Raw genomic sequence first — 24,716 nt, 5'->3', positions numbered from 1 at the left:
AAGTAAACGGAAAATGGCGGCTGATCGCGCCGTTTACTTGCCCAAGGGGGTCACTCTGTCACAACTTTTTCGCTGAGAGTGTCTGCCAGACGAACGAATGCGGCCAGATCGAGCTGCTCGGGACGCAGGCTGCCGTCTACCCCGGACGCTGTGATTTCGTCGCTGCTCAGCAGCAGCTTGAGCGTATTGCGCAGGGTCTTGCGGCGCTGATTGAACGCTTCGCGTACCACCCGCTCAAGCACGCGGTGGTCCTTGGCAGGGTGTGGCAGCGTTTCGTAAGGCACAAGCCGCACGATGGCCGAGTCCACTTTCGGCGGCGGATTGAACGCTCCTGGTCCGACGTTGAACAGGTGTTCCACGCGGCAATGGTACTGAACCATGATCGACAGACGGCCCCAGTCACCACCACCAGGCCCTGCGGCCATGCGCTCGACGACTTCTTTCTGCAGCATGAAGTGCATGTCGCGAATCAGGCTGGCGTTCTGCAGCAGATGGAAAATCAGCGGGGTAGAGATGTTATACGGCAGGTTGCCGACGACACGCAGGCTGCGGGGCTCGGCACCCAAGGTGTTGAAGTCGAATTTCAGTGCATCACCCTGATGCAGGTTGAAGTTCGGCTTGCTGGCGAATTGGCTGTTGAGGATCGGAATAAGGTCCTTGTCCAGCTCGACCACGTCCAGCTGCGCGCCGCTGCCGAGCAGCCCTTCGGTCAATGCGCCCTGGCCCGGTCCGATTTCCAGCAGGCGGTCTTCAGGCTTGGCGCGGATGGCGCGCAGGATCTTGTCGATAACGCCTGCATCGTGCAGGAAGTTCTGCCCGAAACGCTTGCGCGCCCGGTGTTGGAATTGCTCGGTCATGAATGGGTCTCGGCCATCTGGTAGGCGGTTTGCAGTGCGACGCGCAGGCTGCCGGTGTCAATGTTCGCGCTGCCGGCCAGATCCAGCGCCGTGCCGTGATCGACAGAGGTGCGGATGATCGGCAGGCCGAGCGTCACATTGACTGCTGCGCCGAAACCTTTGTATTTCAGCACGGGCAAGCCCTGATCGTGGTACATCGCCAGCACTGCGTCGCAGTGCTCCAGATATTTGGGGGTAAACAGAGTGTCCGCAGGCAGCGGGCCGCGTAAATCCAGCCCTTCGCTGCGCAGACGCTCCAGAGTCGGTTCGATGATGTCGATTTCCTCACGCCCCAGATGCCCGCTTTCGCCAGCATGAGGGTTGAGGCCGCAGACCAGAATGCGTGGGTGCGCAATGCCGAACTTGTTCACAAGATCGGCGTGCAGAATGCGTGTCACGCGCTCCAGTCGATCCGCCGTGATGGCGTCGGCCACCTCGCGCAGCGGCAGGTGAGTGGTAACCAGCGCCACACGCAGGTCGCCAGTGGCCAGCATCATCACCACCTGTTCGGTGTGAGTCAGCTCGGCGAGGAATTCGGTGTGCCCGGAAAAGGCGATGCCGCCGTCATTGATGACGCCCTTGTGCACCGGCGCGGTGATCATGCCGCTGAACAGCCCGTCCAGGCAGCCTTGCCCGGCGCGCGTCAGGGTCTGCAGAACGAAGGCGGCGTTGGCCTTGTTCAGCACGCCGGTTTCTACCGGAGCCGCCAGCGGGGTGTGCCAGACGTACAGGCTGCCGGCAGGCGCGGGGTGATCGGGAAGGGTGTCGGGCGTGACGTCGAGCAGACTGACCGCCACACCCAGTTGCGCGGCCCGCTCGGTAAGCAGGTCGCGGCTGGTGATGGCGATCAGGGGGTAGGGCTGAGGCTGCGTGGCGAGCAGCAGGCAAAGGTCAGGACCAATGCCGGCCGGCTCGCCGGGTGTCAGTGCGAAACGCTTTGGTTTCACTGTGCAGCCTGGGTCGCGCCAGGGAGTTTGATTTCAACGTAGGCTTCGTCACGGATCTGACGCAGCCAGGTTTGCAGCTCTTCGTCGTACTTGCGGTTACGCAGTACGCTCAACGCCTGCTGGTCGCGGGCCTGACCGGTTGCGTCGGTGGCACGACGGCCAAGGACTTCCAGAACATGCCAGCCGTAGGCGGTCTTGAACGGTTTGGACAGTTCATCCTGCGGTGTGCTGCTCATGACGTCGCGGAACTCCGGAACCAGCGAATTGGGATCAACCCAGTTCAGGTCGCCGCCGTTGAGCGCGGAGCCAGGATCTTCCGAGAAGCTCTTGGCCAGCGTGGCGAAGTCTTCGCCATTCTCGATACGCTCGTAGATTTTCTGCGCCAGAAGCTTGGTGGCTTCTTCGCTGCGGATTTCACTTGGCTTGATCAGGATATGACGCACATGCACTTCATCACGCATCTGTGCCTGGCCCTGACCGCCACGTTTTTCCAGCAGCTTGAGGATAATGAAACCGCCGGGTGTGCGTGCCGGAGGCGTCACGTCACCGATTGGCATCGAGCTGAGCATGTCACCGAATGGCGGCGGCAGTTGAGCCGCTTTACGCCAGCCCATGTCGCCACCTTCCAGTGCGTTTTCGCTGGAAGACGTGGTGGCGGCGATCTTGGCGAAGTCCGCACCTTTCTTCAGTTGGTCATAAATGCTCTTGGCCTTGACGGCTGCGGCCTGAATGGCATCCGAAGAAGCGCTGTCAGGCGTGGCGATCAGGATATTGGCCAGGTGAAACTCTTCAGACAACTGAGCCTTGCCCTGATCGGACGCGAGGAAGTTCTTCACTTCCTGCTCGGACACCTGGATACGTTCGGCCACCCGGCGCTGACGCACCCGGCTGATGATCATTTCCCGGCGAACCTGCTCGCGCGCATCGTTATAGGACAAGCCGTCATGAGCCAGCGCGGCGCGGAACTGATCCACGCTCATGTTGTTACGCTGGGCAATGGTGCCGATCGCCTGGTTCAGCTCGTCATCGGAGACACGAATGCCGGACCGTTCGCCCATCTGCAACTGCAGGTTTTCCAGAATCAGACGATCCAGAACCTGTGGTTGAAGATCGGCTGCAGGAGGCACGCCAGAACCACGTTTGGCGATGGTTTGCTGAACTTCACGAACACGCTGGTCCATCTGGCTTTTCATGATCACGTCGTTGTCGACGATGGCCACGACACTGTCCAGAGGTTGAACCGCTGCATGCACTGCGCCGCTCAGGAGTAACGCGCCCAGCATCAGCGGGCGCAGACAATCAGAAAGCTTGGTCTTCACGTTCACGATAACCTTGGATGCCTTTGTCGAGGAAGCTGTCTACTTTGGCGCCAGTAACACCGCCAAGCCCCTTCAACACGATTTGTAGGAATATGCCGCGGTCGCCTTTCTCGTTCTGAGGCGCTGCCTGGCTGAATTCGTCGTAGTCGATCCAGTAACGGTTGACCAGACGCATTTTCCAGCAGCAGTTGTCGTACTCGAACCCGCCGAAAGCTTCGATGGTGCGTTCACGGTTGTAGTCATACTGCCAGCGGCTGATCAGGCTCCACTGCGGCACGATTGGCCAGATGACCGAGAAATCGTGTTGCTGAATCTTGTAGTAGTCCTTCACGTAGTTGGCATCGCCCGGACGTCCGTAGTCACCACCACCCACGACCCAGCGACCGGTACTTTCGTCGTAACGAATCTGGTCGTTGCGATAGCGGTAGCCGAAGTTAACGATCTTGTTGGGTTCGGCTTCAGGCTGGTAATGGAACATCGCGCTGCCCGAACGGGTGCTCTTGCTGTCCGGATCCCAGTTGAAATCGGAGTTGAAGCGCCAGTCGCGGTTGAAGCGGTACTCGTATTCCAGTGCATAAGGCGAAACGTTGGCGCGCGCATCATCACGATCTGCGAAGGCGACGCCTGGCAGTTGCACCTTGCGGTCTTCGAAGTACAGCGCCTGACCAATGCTGAAGCGTTGACGCTCAAAGCCGTTGTCTTCGATCCAGCGGTTGGTGATGCCCAGCGACAGTTTGTTCTCGTCACCGATACGATCGGAGCCGGTGAAGCGGTTGTCGCGGAACAGCGACGAGTAGCTGAATGTGCTCTCGCTGGTGTCGAAGACCGGAATGTCGGTCTGGTCTTTCTCGGGAACATAGAGATAGAACAGGCGGGGTTCCAGGGTCTGACGATAGTCCTTGCCGAACCAGTTGGTGTCACGGTCGAAGTACAGGCCGCTGTCGACGCTGAAGATCGGTACGCTGCGGCTTTGACTGCTGTTGTACTCTTCGCCAGCCAGCAACGAAGACTTGCCCTGACTGTCCAGATCCAGTGCGTACTGGGTGTAGACGTACTTGAGCTTCGGCGTCAGGAAACCATAGGACCAGTTCATCGGCAGACTCACGGAGGGCGCCAGGTTCAGGCGGTCACCGTTTGCCCGGGCAAGGCCCGTGATGTTGTTGTCCAGGCGTGTTTCCGAGTTGCCGTTTTCATCAATGAACGAGCCGCTGCGCAGATCACGTTCAAAGCGGACAGCTTCGGTCTGGTAATCGAACTTCAGGCCGCCCGGGTTGTAAGGCAATGTACCGTTGAGCGTCAGCTGTGGCAGACGGTTATAAGGCGTGACGTTCGCAACCGTCGCCAGCTTGTAAGCCTGAGCGTTGAACACTGCCGAGTAGCTGTCGCCACGGTAGGTCAAAGAGCCCTGCTGGTTGAGGAAGTCAGTGCGTTTAACGCCGATCTGATCGGTTTCCAGGTCCTGGAAGTAATACGGATCGCTGATGTCGGTGTAATCAACCTGGGTCAGCCAGCGTGTATCCAGGCCGCCCTTGTGCTGCCAGTTGATCATCCAGCGGGTCTTGTCATAATCGGACTGCAGCTTGCGGTCGTCATTCTCGTCGTTCAGGTACGCGCCGCCGAACTGGCCTTCACTGCCTTTGGTCAGGTAGCGGAACTCGCCTTCCATCAGCAAGCCGCGATCAGCCATGTAGCGCGGGTACAACGTGGCGTCGTAGTTCGGCGCCAGGTTGAAGTAGTACGGGGTAACGAGCGTGAAACCGTTATCGCCGCCTGCCGCAATGGTCGGCGGCAGGAAGCCGGACTGGCGACGGTCGTCGATCGGGAAGTAAATATACGGCGTGTAAAGGACCGGAATGTCCTTGACCCGCAGGGTAACGTTGGTCGCTGTGCCGAAACCGGTGGCCGGGTTCAGCGTGATGTTGTTGCCTTTGAGCGTCCAGGCGTTGCTGTTCGGTTCGCACGTGGTGTACGTGCCGTCCTTGAGCCGGATGATCGCGTTTTCTGCACGTTTGGCGTACAGGGCGTTACCGCGAATGTTCGACTTGTGCAGGACGTACTCGGCGTTGTCGACACGGGCTTCACCGGTGTCGAGTTGCAGTTCGGCCTTGTCACCGACGATCAGCGCACCGTTGTCGCGCAGACGGACGTCGCCGTTCAGCTCGCCACGGTTCTCGGCCTGATGCAGTGCGGCCTCCTGGGCCTGCACCTGCATGCTGCCCTGACGCAGTACCACATCGCCAGCCAGCGTCGCGACCTGCGCTTCCTGCTCGTAACGCGAAGCCTTGGCTCCCACGAACATTGGCGCGTCTTTCATCGGCGTCTTGTCGTCCATGCCAGGACGAATCGGCTCGACGTAGGCACCCGAGCAATACGGGCCGGTCTCGGCCAGTTGCGCTGCGGTGAGCTTTTCGCGAGGAACCCAATCGAGGTGGCTGTAGTCAGCACTACGCGACTTCAAGCCTTTGCCCTTGGCTTCGGTAACCAGTTGCGTACCCGCAACCTGCTCACCCGAAGAGCTGCTTTCGGACGTCACCGTACCGTTGGAACTGACCGACGCTGTGCTGTGCACGGGGCGTGGAGGCAGCTCTACAGCAGCGGCAGTGGATTTCGGCGCACAGTTCCAGGCACCCGAAGCAGAGACTGAGCAGTCATACTGTTCCGCGGCGACCACGAACTGAGTGGCCAGAGGTTGCATCGCCAGCAGACTGCCGGTTACGAGCAACGGAAATTTTTTACGAAACGCGGGGGATTTCAATGCCATCTTATTAGTCCGGGCTTCCTGCGCGCCATCTGCCCGCGGGGGGGCCGCACGCCTCTCGATGGGCTGAAGAAGATTCCGGATAATAAAGCATGACCCGCTTGACGGCTAGCGCCGTCGGAGACCCTTGTAATGTCAGATCAAGATATACGCCTGCAATCCCTGAAAGTTTGGCTCGATGAGCAGTTGCCAGCGCTGTTTGCAGCGCAAAATTGGGGCGCTGTGCCCCCGGCCACGTTGACTGCGGCCAGCAGTGACGCAAGTTTTCGTCGTTATTTTCGCTGGGAGGGTGGGGCCCGAACTTTTATTGTCATGGACGCCCCTCCACCGCAGGAAAACTGCAAACCGTTTGTGGATATCGCTCATTTATTGGAAAAGTCGGGCATTAATGTTCCAAAAATTTATGCCGAAGACCTGACGCAAGGCTTTTTGCTGCTCAACGATCTGGGCCGTCAGACCTATCTGGATGTGATAGATGCGGACAACGCCGATGGGTTGTTTGCCGAAGCAATCGAGGCGCTGCTGGCTTTCCAGCAATTGCCGATGGATGCGCCACTGCCCAGCTACAACGAAGCCTTGCTGCGCCGTGAGCTGGAGCTGTTCCCTGAGTGGTACGTGAAGCGCCATCTGGGTGTCGAGATGGACGAGGCGCAGCTGGCCGACTGGCAGCAGGTCAGCCAGTTGCTGATCAACAGCGCCCTGGCGCAGCCCAAAGTGCTGGTGCACCGTGATTACATGCCCCGCAACCTGATGATCAGCGAACCCAACCCGGGCGTTCTGGATTTTCAGGACGCTGTGTACGGGCCGGTCACCTACGACGTGACGTGCCTGTTCAAAGATGCATTTTTGAGCTGGCCACAAGAGCGCGTCAGCGACTGGCTCAGGACTTACTGGGATCAGGCGCGTACGCTGGGGATCCCGGTGCAGGAAGATTTTGCAGCCTTCGAGCGCGCCAGTGATCTGATGGGTGTGCAGCGTCATCTGAAGGTGATCGGGATTTTTGCGCGGATCTGTCATCGAGACGGCAAGCCCCGCTATCTGGCAGACGTCCCGCGCTTCTTTGCCTATATAGAGGCGGTGTTGTCGAAGTGCCCGGAGCTGGCCCAACTGGGTCAATTGCTGACCAGTTTGCAGCAGCCGGCAGAAACAGCTGTCTGAGAGGCTGGCCGTTTTGCAAAGCGGCCGCTTTTAAAGACTGTCAGGTTGAATGAGAGATTGATTGTTTGAAGAGGACTGCATGAAAGCGATGATTCTCGCCGCCGGTAAAGGCGAGCGAATGCGCCCGTTGACCCTGCATACACCCAAGCCGTTGGTGCGTGCGGGCGGCATTCCGTTGATCGAATACCATCTGAACGCCTTGCGTGCAGCAGGGTTTCACCAATTGGTGATCAACCATGCGTGGCTGGGCCAGCAGATCGAGGATTACCTGGGGGACGGTCAGCGTTTCGACCTGAGCATCCGCTATTCCGCCGAAGGTCAGCCGCTGGAAACCGGCGGCGGTATCCAGCGGGCGCTGCCACTGCTGGGCACCGAGCCTTTTGTGGTGGTCAACGGTGATGTCTGGACCGATTACGATTTCGGCGCATTGCGCATGCCGCTTGCCGGCCTGGCGCATCTGGTGCTGATCGACAACCCTGCACACCACCCTACCGGCGATTTTTCGCTGGTCGACGGCCAGGTGCGCGATGACGATTCGGCTGGCCTGCGCCTGACCTACAGCGGCATCGCCATCCTGCATCCGCAACTGTTTGCCGACTGCGAACCCGGTGCGTTCAAGCTTGCGCCGTTATTGCGCGAGGCCATGCACCAAGGGTTGGTAACGGGTGAGCACTTCAAAGGGCGCTGGGTCGATGTCGGCACCCACGAACGCCTGGCAGAAGTCGAGCAGTTGCTTGCGGAGACGCGCTGAATGCTCTGGACCGGCACACTGATTGGCGCTGGCGTTGGTTATGCGATCGCCAGTATTCCGGGCGCCATGCTCGGGGCGCTACTGGGGCAGGCGCTGGATCGGCGGCTCAAGCTGCAGAGCTGGGCGCACCTGCGCGAACGTCTCGGCGGGCAGGCGGCGATACCTGAGGACGAGCTGTTGTTCGTGCTGCTGGGTCGTCTGGCCAAGAGTGACGGGCGGGTTGTGGCCAGTCATATCCAACAGGCACGTGCCGAGATGCGCCGCATCAATCTGAAAGAAGCCGACCAGTTGCGCGCCATCAATGCGTTCAAGCGAGGCCGGGATGGCGCCGATGGCTTGCGCAGTTACCTGCGTGGCTTGCAGGGTCAATCGGACATTGCCGAGGATATGTTGCGCGCCTGCTGGCGCATGGCCTGGGCGGATGGCAAGGCCTCGCGGGTCAAGCGTGAACTGATCGGGGTGTGGGGCATGTGGCTGGGCTGGTCGCAACAGCAGATTGAAGCGCTGGCGGCCGATCATGACCCCATGAAGCGTGCGCCCATCAGCAGCGGCGATGACTACAAAGGGGCGATGGCCTTGTTGGGGATAAAACCGGACACCGACCCGTTGAGCATCAAGCGCGCTTATCGGCGGCTGCTCAGTCGGCATCACCCGGACAAGATCGCAGGCTCGGGTGCCAACGCGCAGCAAGTGCGGGTGGCGACCGAGAAAACCAGCGAGCTGCACAATGCCTATCTGGTGGTGAAGGCCCGGCGCGGCTTTGCATGACTGACTGCGCGCCGGCCCACATGCCGGCGCTTACTTCTCCTCTTTAGCCTCTACCCAGCCACGAATGCGGCGAAACATCTGTTCCTGTTCGGTTTCTTCATTACCTACGATGTTGATCAGCCCTATCTGCGTGAAACCTGGCCCTTTGGCGCGCTTGCTGGCCTGCAAACGTGCTTTGGCTGCCTGGTCCTCCGGATTCTTGTAGATGAAGTCGGCAGTCTTGATTTTCAGGCTGGGCACCATCGCCAGCAATGACGGCGCCGCATCGACGGGCTCGCGGGCAGCGACCATGACCAGTTTCTGCACGGCGGGCGAGGGGCGTTCATTGAGGAACCTGGCCGCCCAATACGCGCCGCTGCTATGGCCGAGCAACACAATGTTGCGTGCCTTGTTCTGTTGCGCAAAGCTGATCGCGCTTTCAATTCGCGCAAAAATCAGCTCGGCCTGGGCCTTGTTGCGCTCTTCGTCAGCCGCTGCCTTTGCGGTTGCTGCTGCCGCCAGAGCTTCAGCTTCAGCAGCAGGGTCTGGCGCTTTTGCGGCGACGTCCTTTGGCGCTTCTTTAGGTTTGGCTGCGTTCGCATCGCCCGCAGCGGCATCAGGTTCGCGGGGCAATAGTGTGTTGTCCTGCGCGTCCGGCAGGGTGATGCTCAGGCTGGACCAGCCGACATCGGGAAACTTGCGGCGCAGCGGGCCAACGGTGTCCGGCCAGTCCGGTGATTCGGCGTCGCCCGGCAGGATAATGACCGCGCCTTGTGGCGCGTCAGTGTTTGCCGGCTTCCAGAGCGCGAGAAAGCTTTCGTCTCCGGCCTGCAGTTGCTGCTGATCCTCGCGAGGCAGATGACGTTCCAGTGCTATGGCGTCTTCCTGCGAGCGGCTGAGCAGCGGTGCCCGTTCGACGGGTGCCTGGGCAGCGGCATCCTTGGCCGGCGCCGGGTCGGCTGCCAGCGCGGGCAGGGCACAAGGCAGTATCAATGACAAAAACAGTGCAGGAAACGTTGCGCGAAAGGTGTAGGACATCGGATATTCCAAGCCGGAAACTATACCGGCAGCCTAATGGGTTGATCGGCTTTTGTCAGTCCTGAGCCTGAGTGGCACATGGCTGCCATGCAAACACACGAGAGCGACACAGTGATCATTCGTCTTCTGCGCACCGGTTTTATCGGCTGCATGGCTTTGCTCTTGATGGCCCACATGGCGAATACACAGGCCGATGAGCCGCAATCGCCCGCGCTTGCACAACTGAACCCGGCACAGCGTGGCTGGCTCGATCAGCATGGGCCGTTGCGGGTTGGCCTGGTGTTGCGTGCGCCTTACGCCCAGTTCGATCAGCGTTTGCAGCAACTGTCCGGCGCTAACGTCGACCTGATGAACGCGTTGGCGGCAACGCTGCCGGTCGAGTTGCTGTGGCGAAACTTTGTCGATCAGGCCTCACTGGAAAAAGCCCTGAGCAACGGGGAAATCGACGTTGCTCCCGGCTTGATGCAGACCCCGGCGGGTTTGCGCCTGTGGTTGTTTTCCGATCCGTATCTGCGCGTATCGCAACTGTTGATCGGTGAACGTGACGGCAGCACCGCCGTGGACCTGGAAAAACTCGACAGCCTTTCCCGGGTCGCGGTGCGTATGCCAAGCGCGACTGCCGATTACCTGCGCAGCAATTTTCCGCACCTGAACCTGCAAGGCGTGCCGCTGGAGCGTCAGGCGCTGCAATTGCTGATCAGCCAGCAGGCACGCTATGCCGTGGTGGATGAAGCACAACTCAGTCGCTTGCTGCGTGAGCCGGAATTTGCAGGCCTGGCGGTGGTCGGTGATACCGGCCTGCCACAGTTGTTACGGGTGGCTTCGCGCCGTGACGCGCCAGAGCTGGCGACAATCGTCAGTGAAGCCTTGCGGGCGATTCCTGCCAAGGAACTGGAGCAACTGCATGCGCGCTGGATGCCACTGACCCCGTCGCACTTCAGCGAGTCGACCAAGCTCTGGAAAAACCTGTGCATTTTACTGTTGGTGATGCTGCTGGCCTGTTTCGCCATCGTGATCTGGCAGCGTCGTCAGCAGCAGGCGCTGGAGCAGGAACTGCTGGCCGGGCGTGAAGATCTGGCCCGTCGCGTTGAAAGCGAAGAGGCGCTGCGACTGGCACAATTCTCTATTGATCAGAGCACCGTCGGTATTCTCTGGGTCAATTGGGACAGTCGCGTGCGCTATGCCAACCGGGCGGCGGAGTCCATGCTGGGCTATGCGCCGGGGCAAGTGGTCGAGCGTCCACTGATCGACTTCGAGCCTGACCTGCACATGGACCGTTGGCTTAATCTGTGGAAGAACGCGCGCTCCAGTGAGGACAGTGCGCAGGTGTTCGAGACCCACTGCCTGCGCGCCGATGGCAGTCTTCTGCCTGCCGATGTCTCGCTGAGCTTCCTGCGTTTTTGTGAGGCGGAATACCTGGTGGTGTTTCTCAGTGATGTCAGCGAACGACGCCGCGCTCACGATCAGTTGCGTGAACTGTCGGCGCACCTGGAAAGCGTGCGTGAAGAAGAGAAGGCGCGTATTGCCAGGGAAGTTCATGACGAGCTGGGTCAGATGCTGACCGTCTTGAAGCTGGAAACATCGATGTGCGAGCTGGCGTATGCCGATCTTGACCCAGGCTTGAGTGAACGTCTGGACAGCATGAAGCGCCTTATTTCTCAATTGTTTCAACTGGTGCGAGACGTCGCCACCGCGTTGCGGCCGCCGATTCTCGACGCTGGTATCGCTTCCGCTATCGAGTGGCAGGCGCGCCGTTTCGAGGCGCGTACGCAGATTCCTTGTCTGGTGCAGGTGCCGGACAACCTCCCGGCGCTTAGCGATGCCAGGGCCACAGGCATGTTCCGGATTCTTCAGGAGGCGCTGACCAACGTCATGCGCCATGCTCAGGCGCACACGGTAGAGATCAGCCTGACGCTGCAAGACGGCATGATGTGCATGACCGTCGCCGATGACGGCCAGGGTTTTGTCGTCGAGTCGGGCAGGGCGGTTTCATTCGGTCTGGTCGGAATGCGCGAGCGGGTGTTGATGCTGGGCGGCAGACTGGAACTGGACAGCGAGGCCGGTGAGGGCACAACCTTGCGCGCCTACATTCCGTTGGACCCCACCGCACAGGAGCGACGCCAGTGATTCGTGTTTTGGTAGCCGAAGACCACACCATCGTGCGTGAGGGGATCAAGCAGTTGATTGGTCTGGCCAGAGACCTGCAAGTGGTGGGTGAGGCCAGCAACGGCGAGCAACTGCTCGAGACCCTGCGCCATGTGGCCTGCGAAGTGGTGTTGCTGGATATTTCCATGCCCGGCGTGAATGGCCTTGAGGCGATCCCGCGGATTCGCGCACTGACCAACCCGCCTGCGATTCTGGTGTTGTCGATGCACAACGAAGCGCAGATGGCTGCACGCGCCTTGAAAGTCGGGGCGGCGGGCTATGCGACAAAAGACAGCGACCCGGCACTGCTGCTGACTGCAATTCGTCGGGTTGCGGCGGGCGGGCGTTACATCGACCCGGACCTGGCCGACCGCATGGTTTTTGAAGTAGGTCTCACCGATAGCCGGCCGTTGCACTCATTGCTGTCTGAGCGCGAGTTCTCGGTGTTCGAGCGCCTGGCGCAGGGCGCCAACGTCAATGACATTGCCCAGCAACTGGCCCTGAGCAGCAAGACCATCAGCACCCACAAAGCGCGGTTGATGCAGAAAATGAAACTCAACTCACTGGCCGATCTCGTCAAATACGCGATGGAGCACAAACTGCTCTGAGTCTGAAAACGACACTCTGCTCATCACTATCGTGCGACGCTGGAGCGTGCGGAACGATCAGGCTCGCTCACATACTCAATCGCGCCATCTCTGTAGGGCAATCCCTACCCCCAGCCTTCCAGCCCGCCTAGGCCATTCTCTCCCGGCCCCCGATTTGCGGGGCAATCACGCTGCTCTAGTCTTGAGCCCACGCAGACAAAACAAGGGTGTGGGTAATGAGCGACGTCGATACAAGCGCTGGAGCGAGTGATGTTCTGGTCAGCTTTCGTGGTGTGCAGAAGAGCTACGACGGCGAAGCACTGATCGTCAAAGACCTCAACCTGGACATTCGCAAAGGCGAATTCCTCACCCTGCTCGGGCCTTCCGGCTCCGGCAAGACCACCAGCCTGATGATGCTGGCCGGCTTCGAAACACCGACCGCTGGCGAAATCCTGCTCGGTGGTCGCGCCATCAACAACGTGCCGCCGCACAAGCGTGACATCGGCATGGTGTTCCAGAACTACGCTTTGTTCCCGCACATGACGGTTGCCGAGAACCTCGCGTTCCCGCTGTCGGTGCGTGGCATGAGCAAAACCGACGTCGGCGAGAAAGTCAAAAAGGCGCTGGGCATGGTCCAGCTCGACACCTTCGCGCACCGTTACCCGGCGCAGTTGTCCGGTGGCCAGCAGCAACGTGTAGCGCTGGCGCGCGCGTTGGTCTTCGAGCCACAACTGGTGCTGATGGATGAGCCGCTCGGCGCGCTCGACAAACAACTGCGCGAACACATGCAGATGGAGATCAAACACCTGCACCAGCGCCTGGGTGTGACCGTGGTCTACGTGACCCACGACCAGGGCGAAGCCCTGACCATGTCCGACCGGGTCGCCGTCTTCCATCAGGGTGAGATCCAGCAGATCGCGCCGCCACGCAGCCTGTATGAAGAGCCAAAGAACACCTTCGTGGCCAACTTCATCGGCGAGAACAATCGGCTCAACGGACGCTTGGTCAGCCAGGACGGCGACCGCTGTGTGGTCGAGCTGGAGCGCGGCGAGAAAGTGCACGCGCTGGCGGTCAACGTCGGTCAGCCGGGCGGCCCGGTGACGCTGTCCATTCGCCCCGAACGCATCAACCTAAATGGCCGCAGCGAAAGCTGTGTGAACCGTTTCTCCGGCCGAGTGGCCGAGTTCATTTACCTCGGCGACCACGTCCGTGTGCGTCTGGAAGTTGCCGGTAAGACCGACTTCTTCGTCAAGCAGCCGATTGCCGAACTGGACCCGACGCTGAGCGTGGGTGACGTTGTACCCATCGGTTGGCAAGTCGAGCACGTACGTGCGCTCGATCCCCTGCAGCAAGAGCGTTGATCTATACATAAAAGCAACAACAGAGGCGAATTGATCGCCCATCCCAATCGCTTACCAACACTGCTCGTGGAGAAAAGAATCTATGTTGAAGTCTTTGAAGTTCACCGCCATCACGTTGGGCCTGATGTGCGCCGCGCAAGCCATGGCCGCCACCGACCTGACCGTCATTTCCTTCGGCGGTGCCAACAAGGCCGCTCAGGAAAAAGCGTTCTATGCGCCGTGGGAAAAGGCCGGCAACGGCAAGATCATTGCCGGTGAGTACAACGGTGAAATGGCCAAGGTCAAAACCATGGTCGACACCAAGAGCGTTTCCTGGGATCTGGTAGAAGTTGAATCGCCAGAGCTGGCTCGCGGCTGCGATGAAGACATGTTCGAAGAGCTGGACCCGAAACTGCTCGGCAATGCCGCTGACTTCGTGCCTGGCGCCATCACCACCTGCGGTGCGGGCTTCTTCGTCTGGTCCACCGTGCTGGCCTACAACGCCGACAAGGTTGCCAGCGCGCCAAGCGGCTGGGTCGATTTCTGGGACACCAAGAAATTCCCTGGCAAGCGCGGCCTGCGCAAAGGCGCCAAGTACACCCTGGAATTCGCGTTGATGGCCGACGGCGTTGCGCCGAAAGACGTCTACAAAGTGCTGGCCAGCAAAGAGGGTCAGGACCGCGCGTTCAAGAAGCTCGATGAACTCAAGCCAAACATCCAGTGGTGGGAAGCCGGCGCACAGCCGCCGCAGTACCTCGCTTCCGGTGACGTGGTGATGAGCTCGGCCTACAACGGCCGGATCGCTGCCGTGCAGAAAGAAAGCAACCTGAAAGTGGTCTGGACCGGCGGCGTGTATGACTTCGATGCCTGGGCAATTCCAAAGGGCTCGAAAAACGCCGATGCGGCGAAGAAATTCATCGCCTTCATGCTGAGCCCCGAGCAACAGAAGACCTACTCGCAGAACATCGCCTACGGCCCGGCCAACACCCAGGCGGTCAAGCTGCTGGACAAGGAAACGCTGCAGAACATGCCGACCACGCCTGAAAACATCAAGGATCAGGTGCAGATGGATGTGGCGTTCTGGACCGACAATGGCGAATCCCTGGAGCAGCGTTTCACTGCCTGGGCTGCCAAGTAAGCCGTTTGCGTTGAGTCAGATCCGGGCGCTCCCTGTGTAGGGGAGCGCCCCCTTGTTGAAAGATTTCGGAGTTCACTATGGCCATCGCCGTGCCCTTGACTGAAGGCGCCAGCCCTACCTTGAAGCAACGTCTCGCTCGTGCCGAGCGGGTCAACCGCTGGAAGGCTCAGGCATTGATCGCGCCGTTGGTGATTTTCCTGCTGTTGGTGTTTCTGGTGCCCATCGCCGCGCTGCTCTACAAGAGCGTCGGCAACCCCGAAGTTGTTACCGCGCTGCCGACCACCGTGGTCGAAGTGCAGAAATGGGACGGTAAAGGGCTGCCGCCCGAGTCGGTCTATAAGGCGTTAAGCCTGGACCTGGCTGAAACGCGCAAGAATTCCACGCTGGGCGACCTGTCCAAGCGTTTGAACATGGAACTGGCCGGTTATCGCAGCCTGCTGAGCAAGACCGCTCGCGCGCTGCCGTTCAAGACCGAGCCGGCCTCTTATAAAGAAGCGCTCGAAGCGCTGGATGAACGCTGGGGCGACCCGGCTTACTGGCAGGCGGTGCGCCGCAACACCAGCAGTGTCACACCGTATTACCTGTTGGCGGCGGTTGACCATCGCGTCGATGACCTGGGGGAAGTTGCCCCTGCAACGCCGGATCAGGCGATTTACCTGGATATCTTCGCCCGCACCTTCTGGATGGGCCTGGTGATCACCGCTGTCTGCCTGGTGCTGGCGTATCCACTGGCTTACCTGTTGGCCAACCTGCCGGCACGGCAGAGCAACCTGCTGATGATTCTGGTGCTGCTGCCGTTCTGGACCTCGATTCTGGTACGTGTCGCCGCCTGGATCGTGCTGTTGCAGTCGAGCGGCCTGATCAACAGTGCGCTGCTGGCGATGGGCATCATCGACAAGCCGCTGGAGCTGGTCTTCAACCGGGTCGGTGTGTACATCTCGATGGTGCATATCATGCTGCCGTTCATGATTCTGCCGATCTACAGCGTGATGAAGAACATCTCCCCGACCTACATGCGCGCCGCCATTTCGCTGGGCTGCCACCCGTTCGCCAGCTTCTGGCGCGTGTACTTCCCGCAGACCTACGCCGGCATCGGGGCGGGCTGTCTGCTGGTGTTCATTCTGTCAATCGGCTACTACATCACCCCGGCGTTGCTGGGCAGCCCGAACGACCAGATGGTCAGCTATTTTGTCGCGTTCTATACCAACACCAGCATCAACTGGGGCATGGCAACGGCGCTCGGCGGGCTGCTGCTGTTGGCGACCATCGTGCTGTACCTGATTTATAGCTGGCTGGTCGGCGCCAGCCGCCTGCGACTGAGCTGAGGAGCGTCACCATGTTGAATTCCTACACATCGCCGATCGAGCGCATCTGGTATTACGCGTTGCGCATCCTCTGCGCGCTGATCCTGCTCTTTCTCGTGCTGCCGGTGCTGGTCATCGTGCCGTTGTCGTTCAATTCGGGGAGCTTTCTGGTTTATCCGCTGCAAGGCTTTTCGTTGCAGTGGTATCAGGACTTCTTCAATTCCGCCGAGTGGATGCGCGCACTGAAGAACAGCATGATCGTCGCCCCGGCCGCGACCCTGTTGGCAATGGGCTTCGGCACGCTGGCGGCGATCGGCCTGACCCGTGGCAACTTCCCCGGCAAGGCGCTGGTCATGGCGCTGGTGATTTCGCCGATGGTGGTGCCGGTAGTGATCGTCGGCGTGGCCAGTTACCTGTTCTTCGCGCCACTGGGCCTGGGTAACAGCTACACCTCGCTGATTCTGGTCCATGCCGTGCTGGGTGTGCCGTTCGTGATCATTACCGTGTCGGCGACCTTGCAGGGCTTCAATCACAACCTGGTGCGCGCTGCGGCAAGCCTGGGCGCATCGCCGCTGACCGCGTTCCGCCGTGTGACCCTGCCGCTGATTGCGCCGGGAGTGATATCCGGCGCGCTGTTCGCGTTTGCGACGTCGTTCGACGAAGTGGTCGTGACGCTGTTTCTCGCCGGCCCGGAACAGGCAACCTTGCCTCGGCAGATGTTCAGCGGCATCCGCGAAAACCTCAGCCCGACCATCGCAGCGGCCGCAACGCTACTGATCGGCTTCTCGGTGCTGTTACTGCTGGTGCTGGAATGGCTGAGAGGGCGTAGCGAGAAACTCAGAACGGCTCAGTGAGCTGAGAGCTGCAAGTTTCAAGCGGCAAGCTACAAGCACAAGCAGATCAAATGCTTGAAGCTTGAAGCTTGCCCCTTAACGCTCCAGGCGAAGCTTGGCGTACAATGCGCACCACCGTGATTCTGCTCAAACAGGTGCGTCATGCAGCCCTTCGTTATTGCCCCATCGATTCTTTCCGCGGACTTCGCCCGCCTGGGCGAGGAAGTCGACAACGTGCTGTCCAGCGGCACCGACTTCGTTCACTTCGACGTGATGGACAACCATTACGTCCCGAACCTGACCATCGGTCCGATGGTGTGCAGCGCACTGCGCAAGTACGGCGTGACTGCCCCGATTGATGTGCACCTGATGGTCAGCCCGGTGGATCGCATTATTGGCGATTTCATTGAGGCCGGTGCCACGTACATCACCTTCCACCCCGAAGCAACCCAGCACATCGATCGCTCGTTGCAGTTGATCCGTGAGGGCGGCTGCAAGGCGGGTCTGGTGTTTAACCCGGCCACGCCCCTGAACCTGCTGGAATACGTGATGGACAAGGTCGACATGATCCTGCTCATGAGCGTCAACCCAGGCTTTGGCGGGCAGAAGTTCATCCCCGGTACACTCAACAAGCTGCGCGAAGCGCGGGCGCTGATTGATGCCTCGGGCCGTGATATCCGTCTGGAAATCGACGGTGGCGTCAACGTCAACAATATCCGCGAAATCGCCGCCGCTGGGGCTGACACCTTCGTCGCCGGCTCGGCCATTTTCAACGCCCCGGACTACCGTGAAGTGATCGAGAAGATGCGCGCAGAACTGGCGTTATCCCGCGCATGAGCGGCTTCGAGCAATTGTTTGCCGGCAAGCTGCCCAAGCTGATCATGTTCGATCTGGACGGCACGCTGGTGGACTCGGTCCCCGATCTTGCCGTCGCCGTGGACACCATGCTGGCTGAACTCGGCCGGCCGGCAGCCGGGCTGGAATCGGTCCGCGCCTGGGTCGGCAACGGTGCGCCGGTGCTGGTGCGTCGTGCGCTGGCCAACAACCTCGACCACAGCGGTGTCGATGAAGCCCTTGCCGAGCAGGGGCTGGACATTTTCATGCGCGCCTACGCTGAAAAGCACGAGTTCACCGTGGTCTACCCCGGCGTGCGTGAAACCCTCAAGTGGCTGCAGAAGATGGGTGTCGAAATGGCCCTCATCACCAACAAGCCGGAACGCTTCGTTGCGCCGCTGCTCGATGAAATGAAGCTGGGCCGCTTTTTTCGCTGGATCATCGGTGGCGACACCATGCCGCAGAAAAAGCCTGACCCTGCCGCGCTGTTTTTCGTGATGAAAATGGCCGGTGTTCCGGCCTCGCAATCGCTGTTTGTCGGTGACTCGCGCAGTGACGTGCAGGCCGCCAAGGCTGCCGGTGTGGCCTGCGTTGCGCTGAGTTATGGCTACAACCACGGCAGGCCGATTGCCGAGGAAAATCCGGCGATGGTAATAGATGATCTGCGCAGGCTGATTCCCGGTTGCCTGGATCTGGACGCTGAGATACTGTTGCCCGACATCAAACGTCCCTCCTCAAGAGAATCCATCGTGGTGGTCACTCGCAAACTCTGGATGAAAGTCATCAAGGCCCTGGCCCGCTGGCGTTGGCGCGCCTGACTTGATTCTGGCCGGCCTGCCGGCACGTTTGCCTACCTGACCGTTTACCCTCAAACCACGAGGTTGCTCATGAACCGTGAAGAATTCCTGCGTTTGGCTGCTGATGGCTACAACCGCATCCCGCTTGCCCGCGAAACCCTGGCTGACTTCGACACGCCGCTGTCGATCTACCTCAAGCTTGCCGATCAGCCGAACTCCTACTTGCTGGAGTCGGTGCAGGGCGGCGAGAAATGGGGGCGTTATTCGATCATCGGCCTGCCCTGCCGCACCGTGATGCGCGTACATGGCCATCACGTCAGCGTGACCCACGATGGCGTCGAGATCGAAAGTCTGGATGTAGAAGACCCGCTGGACTTCGTCGAGACCTTCAAGGCGCGTTACAACGTGCCGACCATCGCCGGTCTGCCGCGTTTCAATGGCGGGCTGGTCGGTTACTTCGGTTATGACTGCGTACGTTACGTCGAGAAGCGTCTGGCCAACTGCCCAAACCCTGATCCGCTGGGCGTACCGGATATCCTGTTGATGGTGTCCGATGCCGTGGTGGTATTCGACAATCTGGCGGGCAAGATGCACGCCATCGTATTGGCCGATCCGGCGCAGCAGGACGCTTACGAAAGTGGCGCTGCACTGCTTGATGAGCTGATGCACAAGCTGCGTCAGCCGATCACACCGCGTCGTGGCCTGGATCTGGACCGGCCTCCGGCTGCCGACCCGGTGTTTCGCTCAAGCTTCACGCAAAATGATTACGAAGCCGCAGTCGACACAATCAAGCAGTACATCCTGGCGGGCGACGTGATGCAGGTCGTGCCATCGCAACGTATGTCCATTGATTTTGCTGCCGCGCCCATCGACCTGTACCGTGCGCTGCGCTGTTTCAACCCGACGCCTTACATGTACTTCTTCAACTTCGGCGACTTCCACGTTGTCGGTAGTTCGCCGGAAGTGCTGGTGCGCGTCGAGGACAACCTGATCACGGTTCGGCCAATCGCCGGTACGCGTCCGCGCGGGGCCACTGAAGAAGCGGATCGTGCGCTTGAAGAGGATCTGCTGTCCGATCACAAGGAGATCGCCGAGCACTTGATGCTGATTGACCTGGGTCGCAATGACGTCGGGCGGGTGTCCGAGATCGGTACGGTCAAGCTCACCGAGAAGATGGTTATCGAGCGTTATTCCAACGTGATGCACATCGTTTCCAACGTCACCGGCGAGCTGAAAAACGGCCTGACGGCGATGGATGCACTGCGCGCGATTTTGCCGGCAGGCACCTTGTCCGGTGCGCCGAAAATTCGCGCCATGGAAATCATCGACGAACTGGAGCCGGTCAAGCGTGGCGTCTACGGCGGGGCGGTGGGCTACATGGCATGGAACGGCAACATGGACACCGCCATCGCGATTCGGACGGCGGTGATCAAGAACGGTGAGCTGCACGTGCAGGCTGGCGGCGGTATCGTCGCTGACTCGGTGCCAGCACTGGAGTGGGAAGAAACCCTCAACAAACGCCGCGCCATGTTCCGCGCCGTGGCCCTGGCCTCGCAGACTGCCGAGGACTGAGCGGGTTGGATGCCCTGCGTCCCATAGCGGACGCAGAACGTTATACGTAAGTCTTGTGGGAGCTTGCTCGCGAAGAGGCAGGCACAGCCCCGGAAATAGGGTGTTTGGGCTATTGCTTTCGTGAGCAAGCTCACTCCCACAAGTCACAAACCTGCGCCGCTTCTATCTAGAAACTCATACTCAACGCCACATTGACCCCTTGCTGAGTCACGTCGTCGTTCTTGCGCCAGTTGTAGTTGCCGCGCAGCGTCAAGTCTTGGGTGAGTTTCTGGCTGACGCCGAAAGTCGCCCGGTTCAGGTCGCGTTGCGGGGTGTAGCCTTCGAGTGTGAAGTCGACGGACTGCACGCTGTTGAGGGCCATGGTCACGTCCTGCTGATCGGTCTCGAACTCCCGCTCCCGTGCCACTTCTGCCCACAGTTGCGTGGCGGGCGTCACCTCGAATTTGCCCTGCAAACCAACGCCTGCACGACGCGACTTGCGCGTCTGATCACTGAACGTCAGCGCAGTCGAGCGGTTGCCTTTTTCCGAGTAGCCATCCACATCGATATGCGCGTAGTCGGCGCTGACGAAAGGCGACAGGTGCCAGCGACTGGCAGCCCCTGCGATATCAAAACCGACGCGCCCGCTGACGGCCCACATCTTGCCGTCGGTGTCGCCTTTTTCCTGACCTTCGCTCACGCCCAGCGCGAACTTGCGCTCGGCGTTTTCGTAATCCAGCTTGCCGCCTGACATCGCAAGGTCACCCCACCAGTGGTTGGCCTGATATTGCAGAAAGGCCGTAGCGATATAGCTGTTGAGTTTGTAGTCCGAGTCTCTGGCACCGGCCTCAAGGTTTTGTCGATAAGCACCCGCAACGACGCCCGTGCGCCAGTGTTCGGCAAAACGGTAGCTGCCGCCAATGGTCAGGTTGTAGCCCCGGCCGTCAGCATCGGCCGAGCTGTCCTGCGCGTCGAAGTCCATTTTCTGACCACCCGCCGCAATAATGCTCTGCCATTGGCCGACGCCCTGCCAGTTGCCCCAGTCGCTGAGCCATTGCGCGCGCAGTTCGTCCTGATGCATGCGCAGCGTGCCATTGGCCATTTCCGGCAGCAGGCTGATTTCCCAGGGGGCCGAGAGCAGCGAATAGGCGTAGTCGGCCAGCAGTCGCTGTCCGGCTTCGGTAGGGTGGACGCGGTCATTGAAAAACACCCGGCTCGGATCAGGCGTCGCGCTGGACCGACCGTTGGCTGCACTTTCTCTGCAACTGTCGCCACTGAAGCACGTGGCGACCAGATTCTCGTTGGGGTCGAAACCGAAGCGTGCCGGAGCCGCCAGCGTTTCAGATATAAGCAGTGGCACGTTGAGCGGAATGACCTGTGCATCTATCTGCGCCAGGCGGCTGATCAGTTGCTGATTGAACACGGCGCTGAGGGCTGAGGTCGCTGACGCCAGAGGCGTACCGCTCAAGGCTGGCGTCTGGCCGATGTCGGGTAACAGCCAGACCATGATGTAGCGCGCCCCGGCCTGTTGCAGTGCCAGTGCACTGTCAGCCAGGCGGTTGGCGGCTTGTCCCGCGCTGCTGGCGCTCAACACGCGACCTTGCAGAAAGTCGTTGCCGCCGCCGGTCAGGTAATACAGCGCATTGGGATCGGCGCGAAAGCTGTTGGCGGGCAAATATCCGGTCCGGCTGCGCAACAGCGTGCCTGAGTTCGGATCGACCACAGTGGATTGCGAGTTGATCGAATCAAGGATCTGGTCCGTTCGGTAACCGCCGACAGCCCAATTGTTGCCATCCGCCAGACCCAGCGCGGCGTTGACGGGGGAGGTGGAGGCTGCCAGATCGCCCGCCGAGACATTGAGCATTCTGCCGATCAGCGTCGATGAGTTCAGGTTGAACACTTCACCGCTGCCATCCTGATACGTCGGGCCGACCCGATTGGTAAAGCGCAACGTAGAGCCTCTGGGGCCAGCGGTGTCCGGGAACTGTCCGGCATCTGCCAGGCTGTCGCCGAACACCACCATGGTCGAATAGGGCCCCGCAGTGGCAGTGCCACAGGCCAGCGATAGCAGACAGGCCGCGAAGGGCCAGCGCCTTGATGTCTTGGTCATGAAATAGTCCTGATTGTTGTTATTTTGTAGCGGAAACGTACCAAGATTTGTCATGACTGCAAAGGTCAGCCGAGACTTTTTGCTCGGCTGCGGCGCTTTTTTGAACTCATGCGGCCCTGCTGGTCACGATGTCGCTCAGGTAATTGGCCAGATCGTGCAAATAGACGAACGGGTGGCCCTGGCGAGTGCCGCCTGTGCGGCTGACTTTCAAGGCGATACGGCCTGCGTTGATCTTGCGCAGCAGATTGCGATCATTCGACAGGTGCGAAAAATATCGCTCTCTGACGGCGCTCAACGAAGGGCACGGCGTGGCGAATTCTTTGCGAAGTTGATCGAGTATTTCGTTCATTCCATGACTCCCTGTGGTTTGCATGTAGGCACTCCCGAGATGAGGTGCAGACAAACAATACGATATGTAGGGCTGCGTTACAATACAGTTTGTATTTTAAATACAATTTGTCTTGTTTGCTTTACAGGGAGTCGATGTACCAGGACACGTGCGCGGTGCCATTTTCAGGGCTGCGGGTCACGACGATGCCCTCGGCTTCGCTGATCTGATCCACGATGTGCTCCCAATGGGCAGCGGATTCGCCAGGCTCTCTGATCAGCAGCACTTGATGCTCGATCTGCGCCTTGTCGCTGGCGATGGCGTCCTGAATACGCTGTGCCAGAGCGAGGTAAGCGTCGTGTTGCGAATTGCCGGGGGACTGATTGAGCATGCGTTAACTCCTTTTTACTGTGTGTGCATACAGTAATTGAGGGGTGTTTCTCACGCAAGCGACAAATGTTTCCTACCGGTATGTGGATCTTTGCTCAGACAGGACGCATAAAAAAGCCCCGATGGTCGGGGCTTGGGCAGATGTGGCGGGCATCACAAGCGCATCGTCATTTGCCTGATGACGCCGATCAGCTTGCAGTCCTCGGTCACCGGGAGGGTCGGATAAGCCGGATTCAGCGGCTTGAGAAAATAGCGCCCGGCGTCTTCGACCAGTTTTTTGAAGGTGGCCTCGTTGCTTTCCGGGAGTTTGGCGATCACCAGCTTGCCGGCCGTGGGCTCGATACCGGTGTCGACCAGGATCAGCATGCCTTCAGGAATGCTCTGGCCTGCGGGCGCAGTCATCGAGTCGCCACGCACCACCAGCCAGAAGGCGCGGCCCTTGGCTTTATAGTCGCTGATCTCGAAGGTGTCGGAATAACCGGCAGGGTAGGGCTCGACCGCCTCGCTCCAGCCGCCGGCCTCGACCCAGCTGATTACCGGGTATCGATAGAAACGCGAAGGCTGCACCGTAGGCGCCACGTTGTGCATGCCCGGCTCGCTCGACGGGATCGAGGTCGCGAGGATTGGCAGGCCCAGCTCGCCCAGCAATCGATTGATGACCTCGATCTTCGGTTCACGTTTGCCGTTCAGCCAATGCCCCACCGCGCCGGGTGTAACGCCCATGCGCTCAGCCATTTCTTCCTGGCTGATTTCCTGGGTTTCCATGACCTGTCTTGCGACTTCATACCATTTTCTGTTCATGCGTCGAATCATACAGGCTGTAGGGTGTGGATCAATATACATAATGTAAAGCGTCGTTGTGCTGAAAATATACATAATGTATTGTTCGGCCTTGAGCGGTGCGATCGCAAGAGTCGCACGGCATTTTCAGAAAGGTCTGACAGGAGACACACGATGATCGAGAAAGTGGAAGCGGTAATGCAGCATTGGGGCGAGCAGCGCATGCGGGTAGGTCTGGGCGGTGGGTTGAGCAGTCCGATGGCCGTGATCATGGAATGGGGCGCTTACATTCCGCGTCGTACACCGGGTTCGCGGGCGCTGATCGGCAATGGCAGCGGCATGGACTATATAAGCAGCGAAGTGGAAGCGGCCATTGCGCAAATGGCCCGCAGCCCTGCGAAAGGCCGTGGGCCTGAATTGGCTCAACTGGCGACGTTGCGTTATGTCGAGTCGTTGCCGGTGCGCGAGCAGATGCGTCTGGTGGGCATCAATGAAGGCGCAGACCGCACCTATCGCAACTGGATCAACAAGCTTCACCAGCAAGTGCTGGCCATTCTTGCCGAGCGCAGTGCTTCCAGAAGCAATAAAGCCACCGCGAGCAAGGCCGGATAAGTGCTCATGAACACGGTGCCCGGCACCGTTTATCCGGGTCGATTGCACAGCTGTGGTCGAACTCGTGTTGAACTCCGGTCAAACTCGACCCACCCCGAAACTGCCCCTTCCCAGGCTTTCCGGAGGGGGGTAAAAATGTCCCACGATATGCGATTTGCGCCTCAGGGCTGCAGCCGAACGCAGGCTGTTCAGCAGCGCCAACCGACCAATCGAACCCACCCCAAACCCCGCTTCGGCGGGGTTTTTCATTGGGCCAGGCACATGGAGGCCTAGGGTCTGTTCCCGTTTCACATTGGTAGCCACAGAAAAGCGCAGGCCATTGCTATGACGCTTTCATAGTTTCTCTTGAGTTT

General features: G+C 59.8%; 22 protein-coding genes. 13 read left to right on the top strand and 9 right to left on the bottom strand.

Features of this window, described 5'->3' with window-relative positions; translation table 11 throughout:
* Positions 1-50 precede the first annotated feature (50 nt).
* Genes rsmA through DW49_RS0114530 form a run of 4 tightly spaced genes read right to left on the bottom strand, consistent with a single transcriptional unit; the run spans position 51 to position 5,923 of the window.
* Positions 51-857 (bottom strand): 16S rRNA (adenine(1518)-N(6)/adenine(1519)-N(6))-dimethyltransferase RsmA, encoded by an 807-nt coding sequence (gene rsmA, locus DW49_RS0114545; RefSeq protein WP_005614135.1) that lies wholly within the window; start codon positions 855-857, stop codon positions 51-53.
* Positions 854-1,843: a 4-hydroxythreonine-4-phosphate dehydrogenase PdxA gene (pdxA, locus tag DW49_RS0114540; protein WP_003377292.1), complete on the bottom strand. Its 990-nt coding sequence runs from the start codon at positions 1,841-1,843 to the stop codon at positions 854-856. The genes rsmA and pdxA overlap by 4 nt, the downstream gene beginning before the upstream one ends.
* Positions 1,840-3,162: a peptidylprolyl isomerase gene (locus DW49_RS0114535; RefSeq protein WP_024419755.1), complete on the bottom strand. Its 1,323-nt coding sequence runs from the start codon at positions 3,160-3,162 to the stop codon at positions 1,840-1,842. Before DW49_RS0114535 ends, pdxA begins: the two co-directional genes overlap by 4 nt.
* Positions 3,143-5,923, bottom strand: a complete 2,781-nt coding sequence (locus DW49_RS0114530; RefSeq protein WP_017700774.1) for an LPS-assembly protein LptD — start codon at positions 5,921-5,923, stop codon at positions 3,143-3,145. The genes DW49_RS0114535 and DW49_RS0114530 overlap by 20 nt, the downstream gene beginning before the upstream one ends.
* Before the next feature lie 129 nt (positions 5,924-6,052).
* Here DW49_RS0114530 and DW49_RS0114525 point away from each other — a divergent pair, with 129 nt between their 5' ends.
* The 3 genes from DW49_RS0114525 (at position 6,053) to DW49_RS0114515 (ending at position 8,597) form a co-directional block, all read left to right on the top strand.
* On the top strand, positions 6,053-7,078 hold the full coding sequence (locus DW49_RS0114525) for an aminoglycoside phosphotransferase family protein (protein ID WP_005614139.1): 1,026 nt from the start codon (positions 6,053-6,055) through the stop codon (positions 7,076-7,078).
* Positions 7,079-7,157: 79 nt separating this feature from the next.
* Positions 7,158-7,829, top strand: coding sequence for an N-acetylmuramate alpha-1-phosphate uridylyltransferase MurU (murU, locus tag DW49_RS0114520; protein ID WP_003377300.1), 672 nt, complete (start codon positions 7,158-7,160; stop codon positions 7,827-7,829).
* Positions 7,830-8,597 (top strand): TerB family tellurite resistance protein, encoded by a 768-nt coding sequence (locus DW49_RS0114515; RefSeq protein ID WP_005614141.1) that lies wholly within the window; start codon positions 7,830-7,832, stop codon positions 8,595-8,597. It abuts the gene before it with no gap.
* A 30-nt stretch (positions 8,598-8,627) separates the two neighbouring features.
* Here DW49_RS0114515 and DW49_RS0114510 read toward each other — a convergent pair whose 3' ends face one another.
* Positions 8,628-9,614, bottom strand: a complete 987-nt coding sequence (locus tag DW49_RS0114510) for an alpha/beta hydrolase family protein (protein WP_005614142.1) — start codon at positions 9,612-9,614, stop codon at positions 8,628-8,630.
* 78 nt (positions 9,615-9,692) lie between these two features.
* On the opposite strand from DW49_RS0114510, the gene DW49_RS0114505 reads away from it, so the two are divergent.
* The 9 genes from DW49_RS0114505 to trpE all read left to right on the top strand — a co-directional run bounded on the left by DW49_RS0114505 (position 9,693) and on the right by trpE (position 20,164).
* On the top strand, positions 9,693-11,741 hold the full coding sequence (locus tag DW49_RS0114505; protein ID WP_005614143.1) for a sensor histidine kinase: 2,049 nt from the start codon (positions 9,693-9,695) through the stop codon (positions 11,739-11,741).
* Positions 11,738-12,367 (top strand): response regulator, encoded by a 630-nt coding sequence (locus tag DW49_RS0114500; RefSeq protein WP_003377309.1) that lies wholly within the window; start codon positions 11,738-11,740, stop codon positions 12,365-12,367. Before DW49_RS0114505 ends, DW49_RS0114500 begins: the two co-directional genes overlap by 4 nt.
* A gap of 215 nt (positions 12,368-12,582) precedes the next feature.
* Positions 12,583-13,707 (top strand): ABC transporter ATP-binding protein, encoded by a 1,125-nt coding sequence (locus tag DW49_RS0114495; protein ID WP_005614145.1) that lies wholly within the window; start codon positions 12,583-12,585, stop codon positions 13,705-13,707.
* An 82-nt stretch (positions 13,708-13,789) separates the two neighbouring features.
* Positions 13,790-14,824, top strand: a complete 1,035-nt coding sequence (locus tag DW49_RS0114490; protein ID WP_005614146.1) for a polyamine ABC transporter substrate-binding protein — start codon at positions 13,790-13,792, stop codon at positions 14,822-14,824.
* Between the two features lie 77 nt (positions 14,825-14,901).
* Complete coding sequence (locus DW49_RS0114485) at positions 14,902-16,149, top strand: ABC transporter permease (RefSeq protein WP_005614147.1); 1,248 nt, start codon at positions 14,902-14,904, stop codon at positions 16,147-16,149.
* An 11-nt stretch (positions 16,150-16,160) separates the two neighbouring features.
* Positions 16,161-16,982 carry an ABC transporter permease gene (locus DW49_RS0114480; RefSeq protein WP_003377317.1) on the top strand — a complete coding sequence of 274 codons (822 nt, stop codon included), beginning with the start codon at positions 16,161-16,163 and terminating at the stop codon, positions 16,980-16,982.
* Positions 16,983-17,123: 141 nt separating this feature from the next.
* Positions 17,124-17,798 carry a ribulose-phosphate 3-epimerase gene (gene rpe / locus DW49_RS0114475; protein ID WP_024421300.1) on the top strand — a complete coding sequence of 225 codons (675 nt, stop codon included), beginning with the start codon at positions 17,124-17,126 and terminating at the stop codon, positions 17,796-17,798.
* Entirely contained in the window at positions 17,795-18,613 is an 819-nt protein-coding gene (locus tag DW49_RS0114470; RefSeq protein WP_005614148.1) for a phosphoglycolate phosphatase, read from the top strand. Before rpe ends, DW49_RS0114470 begins: the two co-directional genes overlap by 4 nt.
* Before the next feature lie 69 nt (positions 18,614-18,682).
* Positions 18,683-20,164, top strand: coding sequence for an anthranilate synthase component I (gene trpE / locus DW49_RS0114465; protein WP_005614149.1), 1,482 nt, complete (start codon positions 18,683-18,685; stop codon positions 20,162-20,164).
* Between the two features lie 166 nt (positions 20,165-20,330).
* On the opposite strand, the gene estP is transcribed toward trpE, so the two are convergent.
* The 4 genes from estP to DW49_RS0114445 all read right to left on the bottom strand — a co-directional run bounded on the left by estP (position 20,331) and on the right by DW49_RS0114445 (position 23,736).
* On the bottom strand, positions 20,331-22,253 hold the full coding sequence (gene estP, locus DW49_RS0114460) for an esterase EstP (RefSeq protein WP_005614150.1): 1,923 nt from the start codon (positions 22,251-22,253) through the stop codon (positions 20,331-20,333).
* A gap of 106 nt (positions 22,254-22,359) precedes the next feature.
* Positions 22,360-22,602, bottom strand: a complete 243-nt coding sequence (locus DW49_RS0114455) for a pyocin activator PrtN family protein (RefSeq protein WP_003377326.1) — start codon at positions 22,600-22,602, stop codon at positions 22,360-22,362.
* Between the two features lie 121 nt (positions 22,603-22,723).
* On the bottom strand, positions 22,724-22,972 hold the full coding sequence (locus DW49_RS0114450; protein WP_003377328.1) for a DUF1654 domain-containing protein: 249 nt from the start codon (positions 22,970-22,972) through the stop codon (positions 22,724-22,726).
* Positions 22,973-23,124: 152 nt separating this feature from the next.
* Positions 23,125-23,736, bottom strand: coding sequence for a LexA family protein (locus DW49_RS0114445; RefSeq protein ID WP_003377329.1), 612 nt, complete (start codon positions 23,734-23,736; stop codon positions 23,125-23,127).
* A gap of 189 nt (positions 23,737-23,925) precedes the next feature.
* On the opposite strand from DW49_RS0114445, the gene DW49_RS0114440 reads away from it, so the two are divergent.
* A complete protein-coding gene (locus DW49_RS0114440) occupies positions 23,926-24,363 on the top strand; it encodes a hypothetical protein (protein WP_005614152.1) in 438 nt (145 codons plus the stop codon).
* Positions 24,364-24,716: the final 353 nt, after the last annotated feature.

Source organism: Pseudomonas avellanae BPIC 631, from assembly GCF_000444135.1.
GTDB classification, from domain to species: Bacteria; Pseudomonadota; Gammaproteobacteria; order Pseudomonadales; family Pseudomonadaceae; genus Aquipseudomonas; species Aquipseudomonas avellanae.
This window is presented reverse-complemented; position numbering and strand designations above follow the sequence as displayed.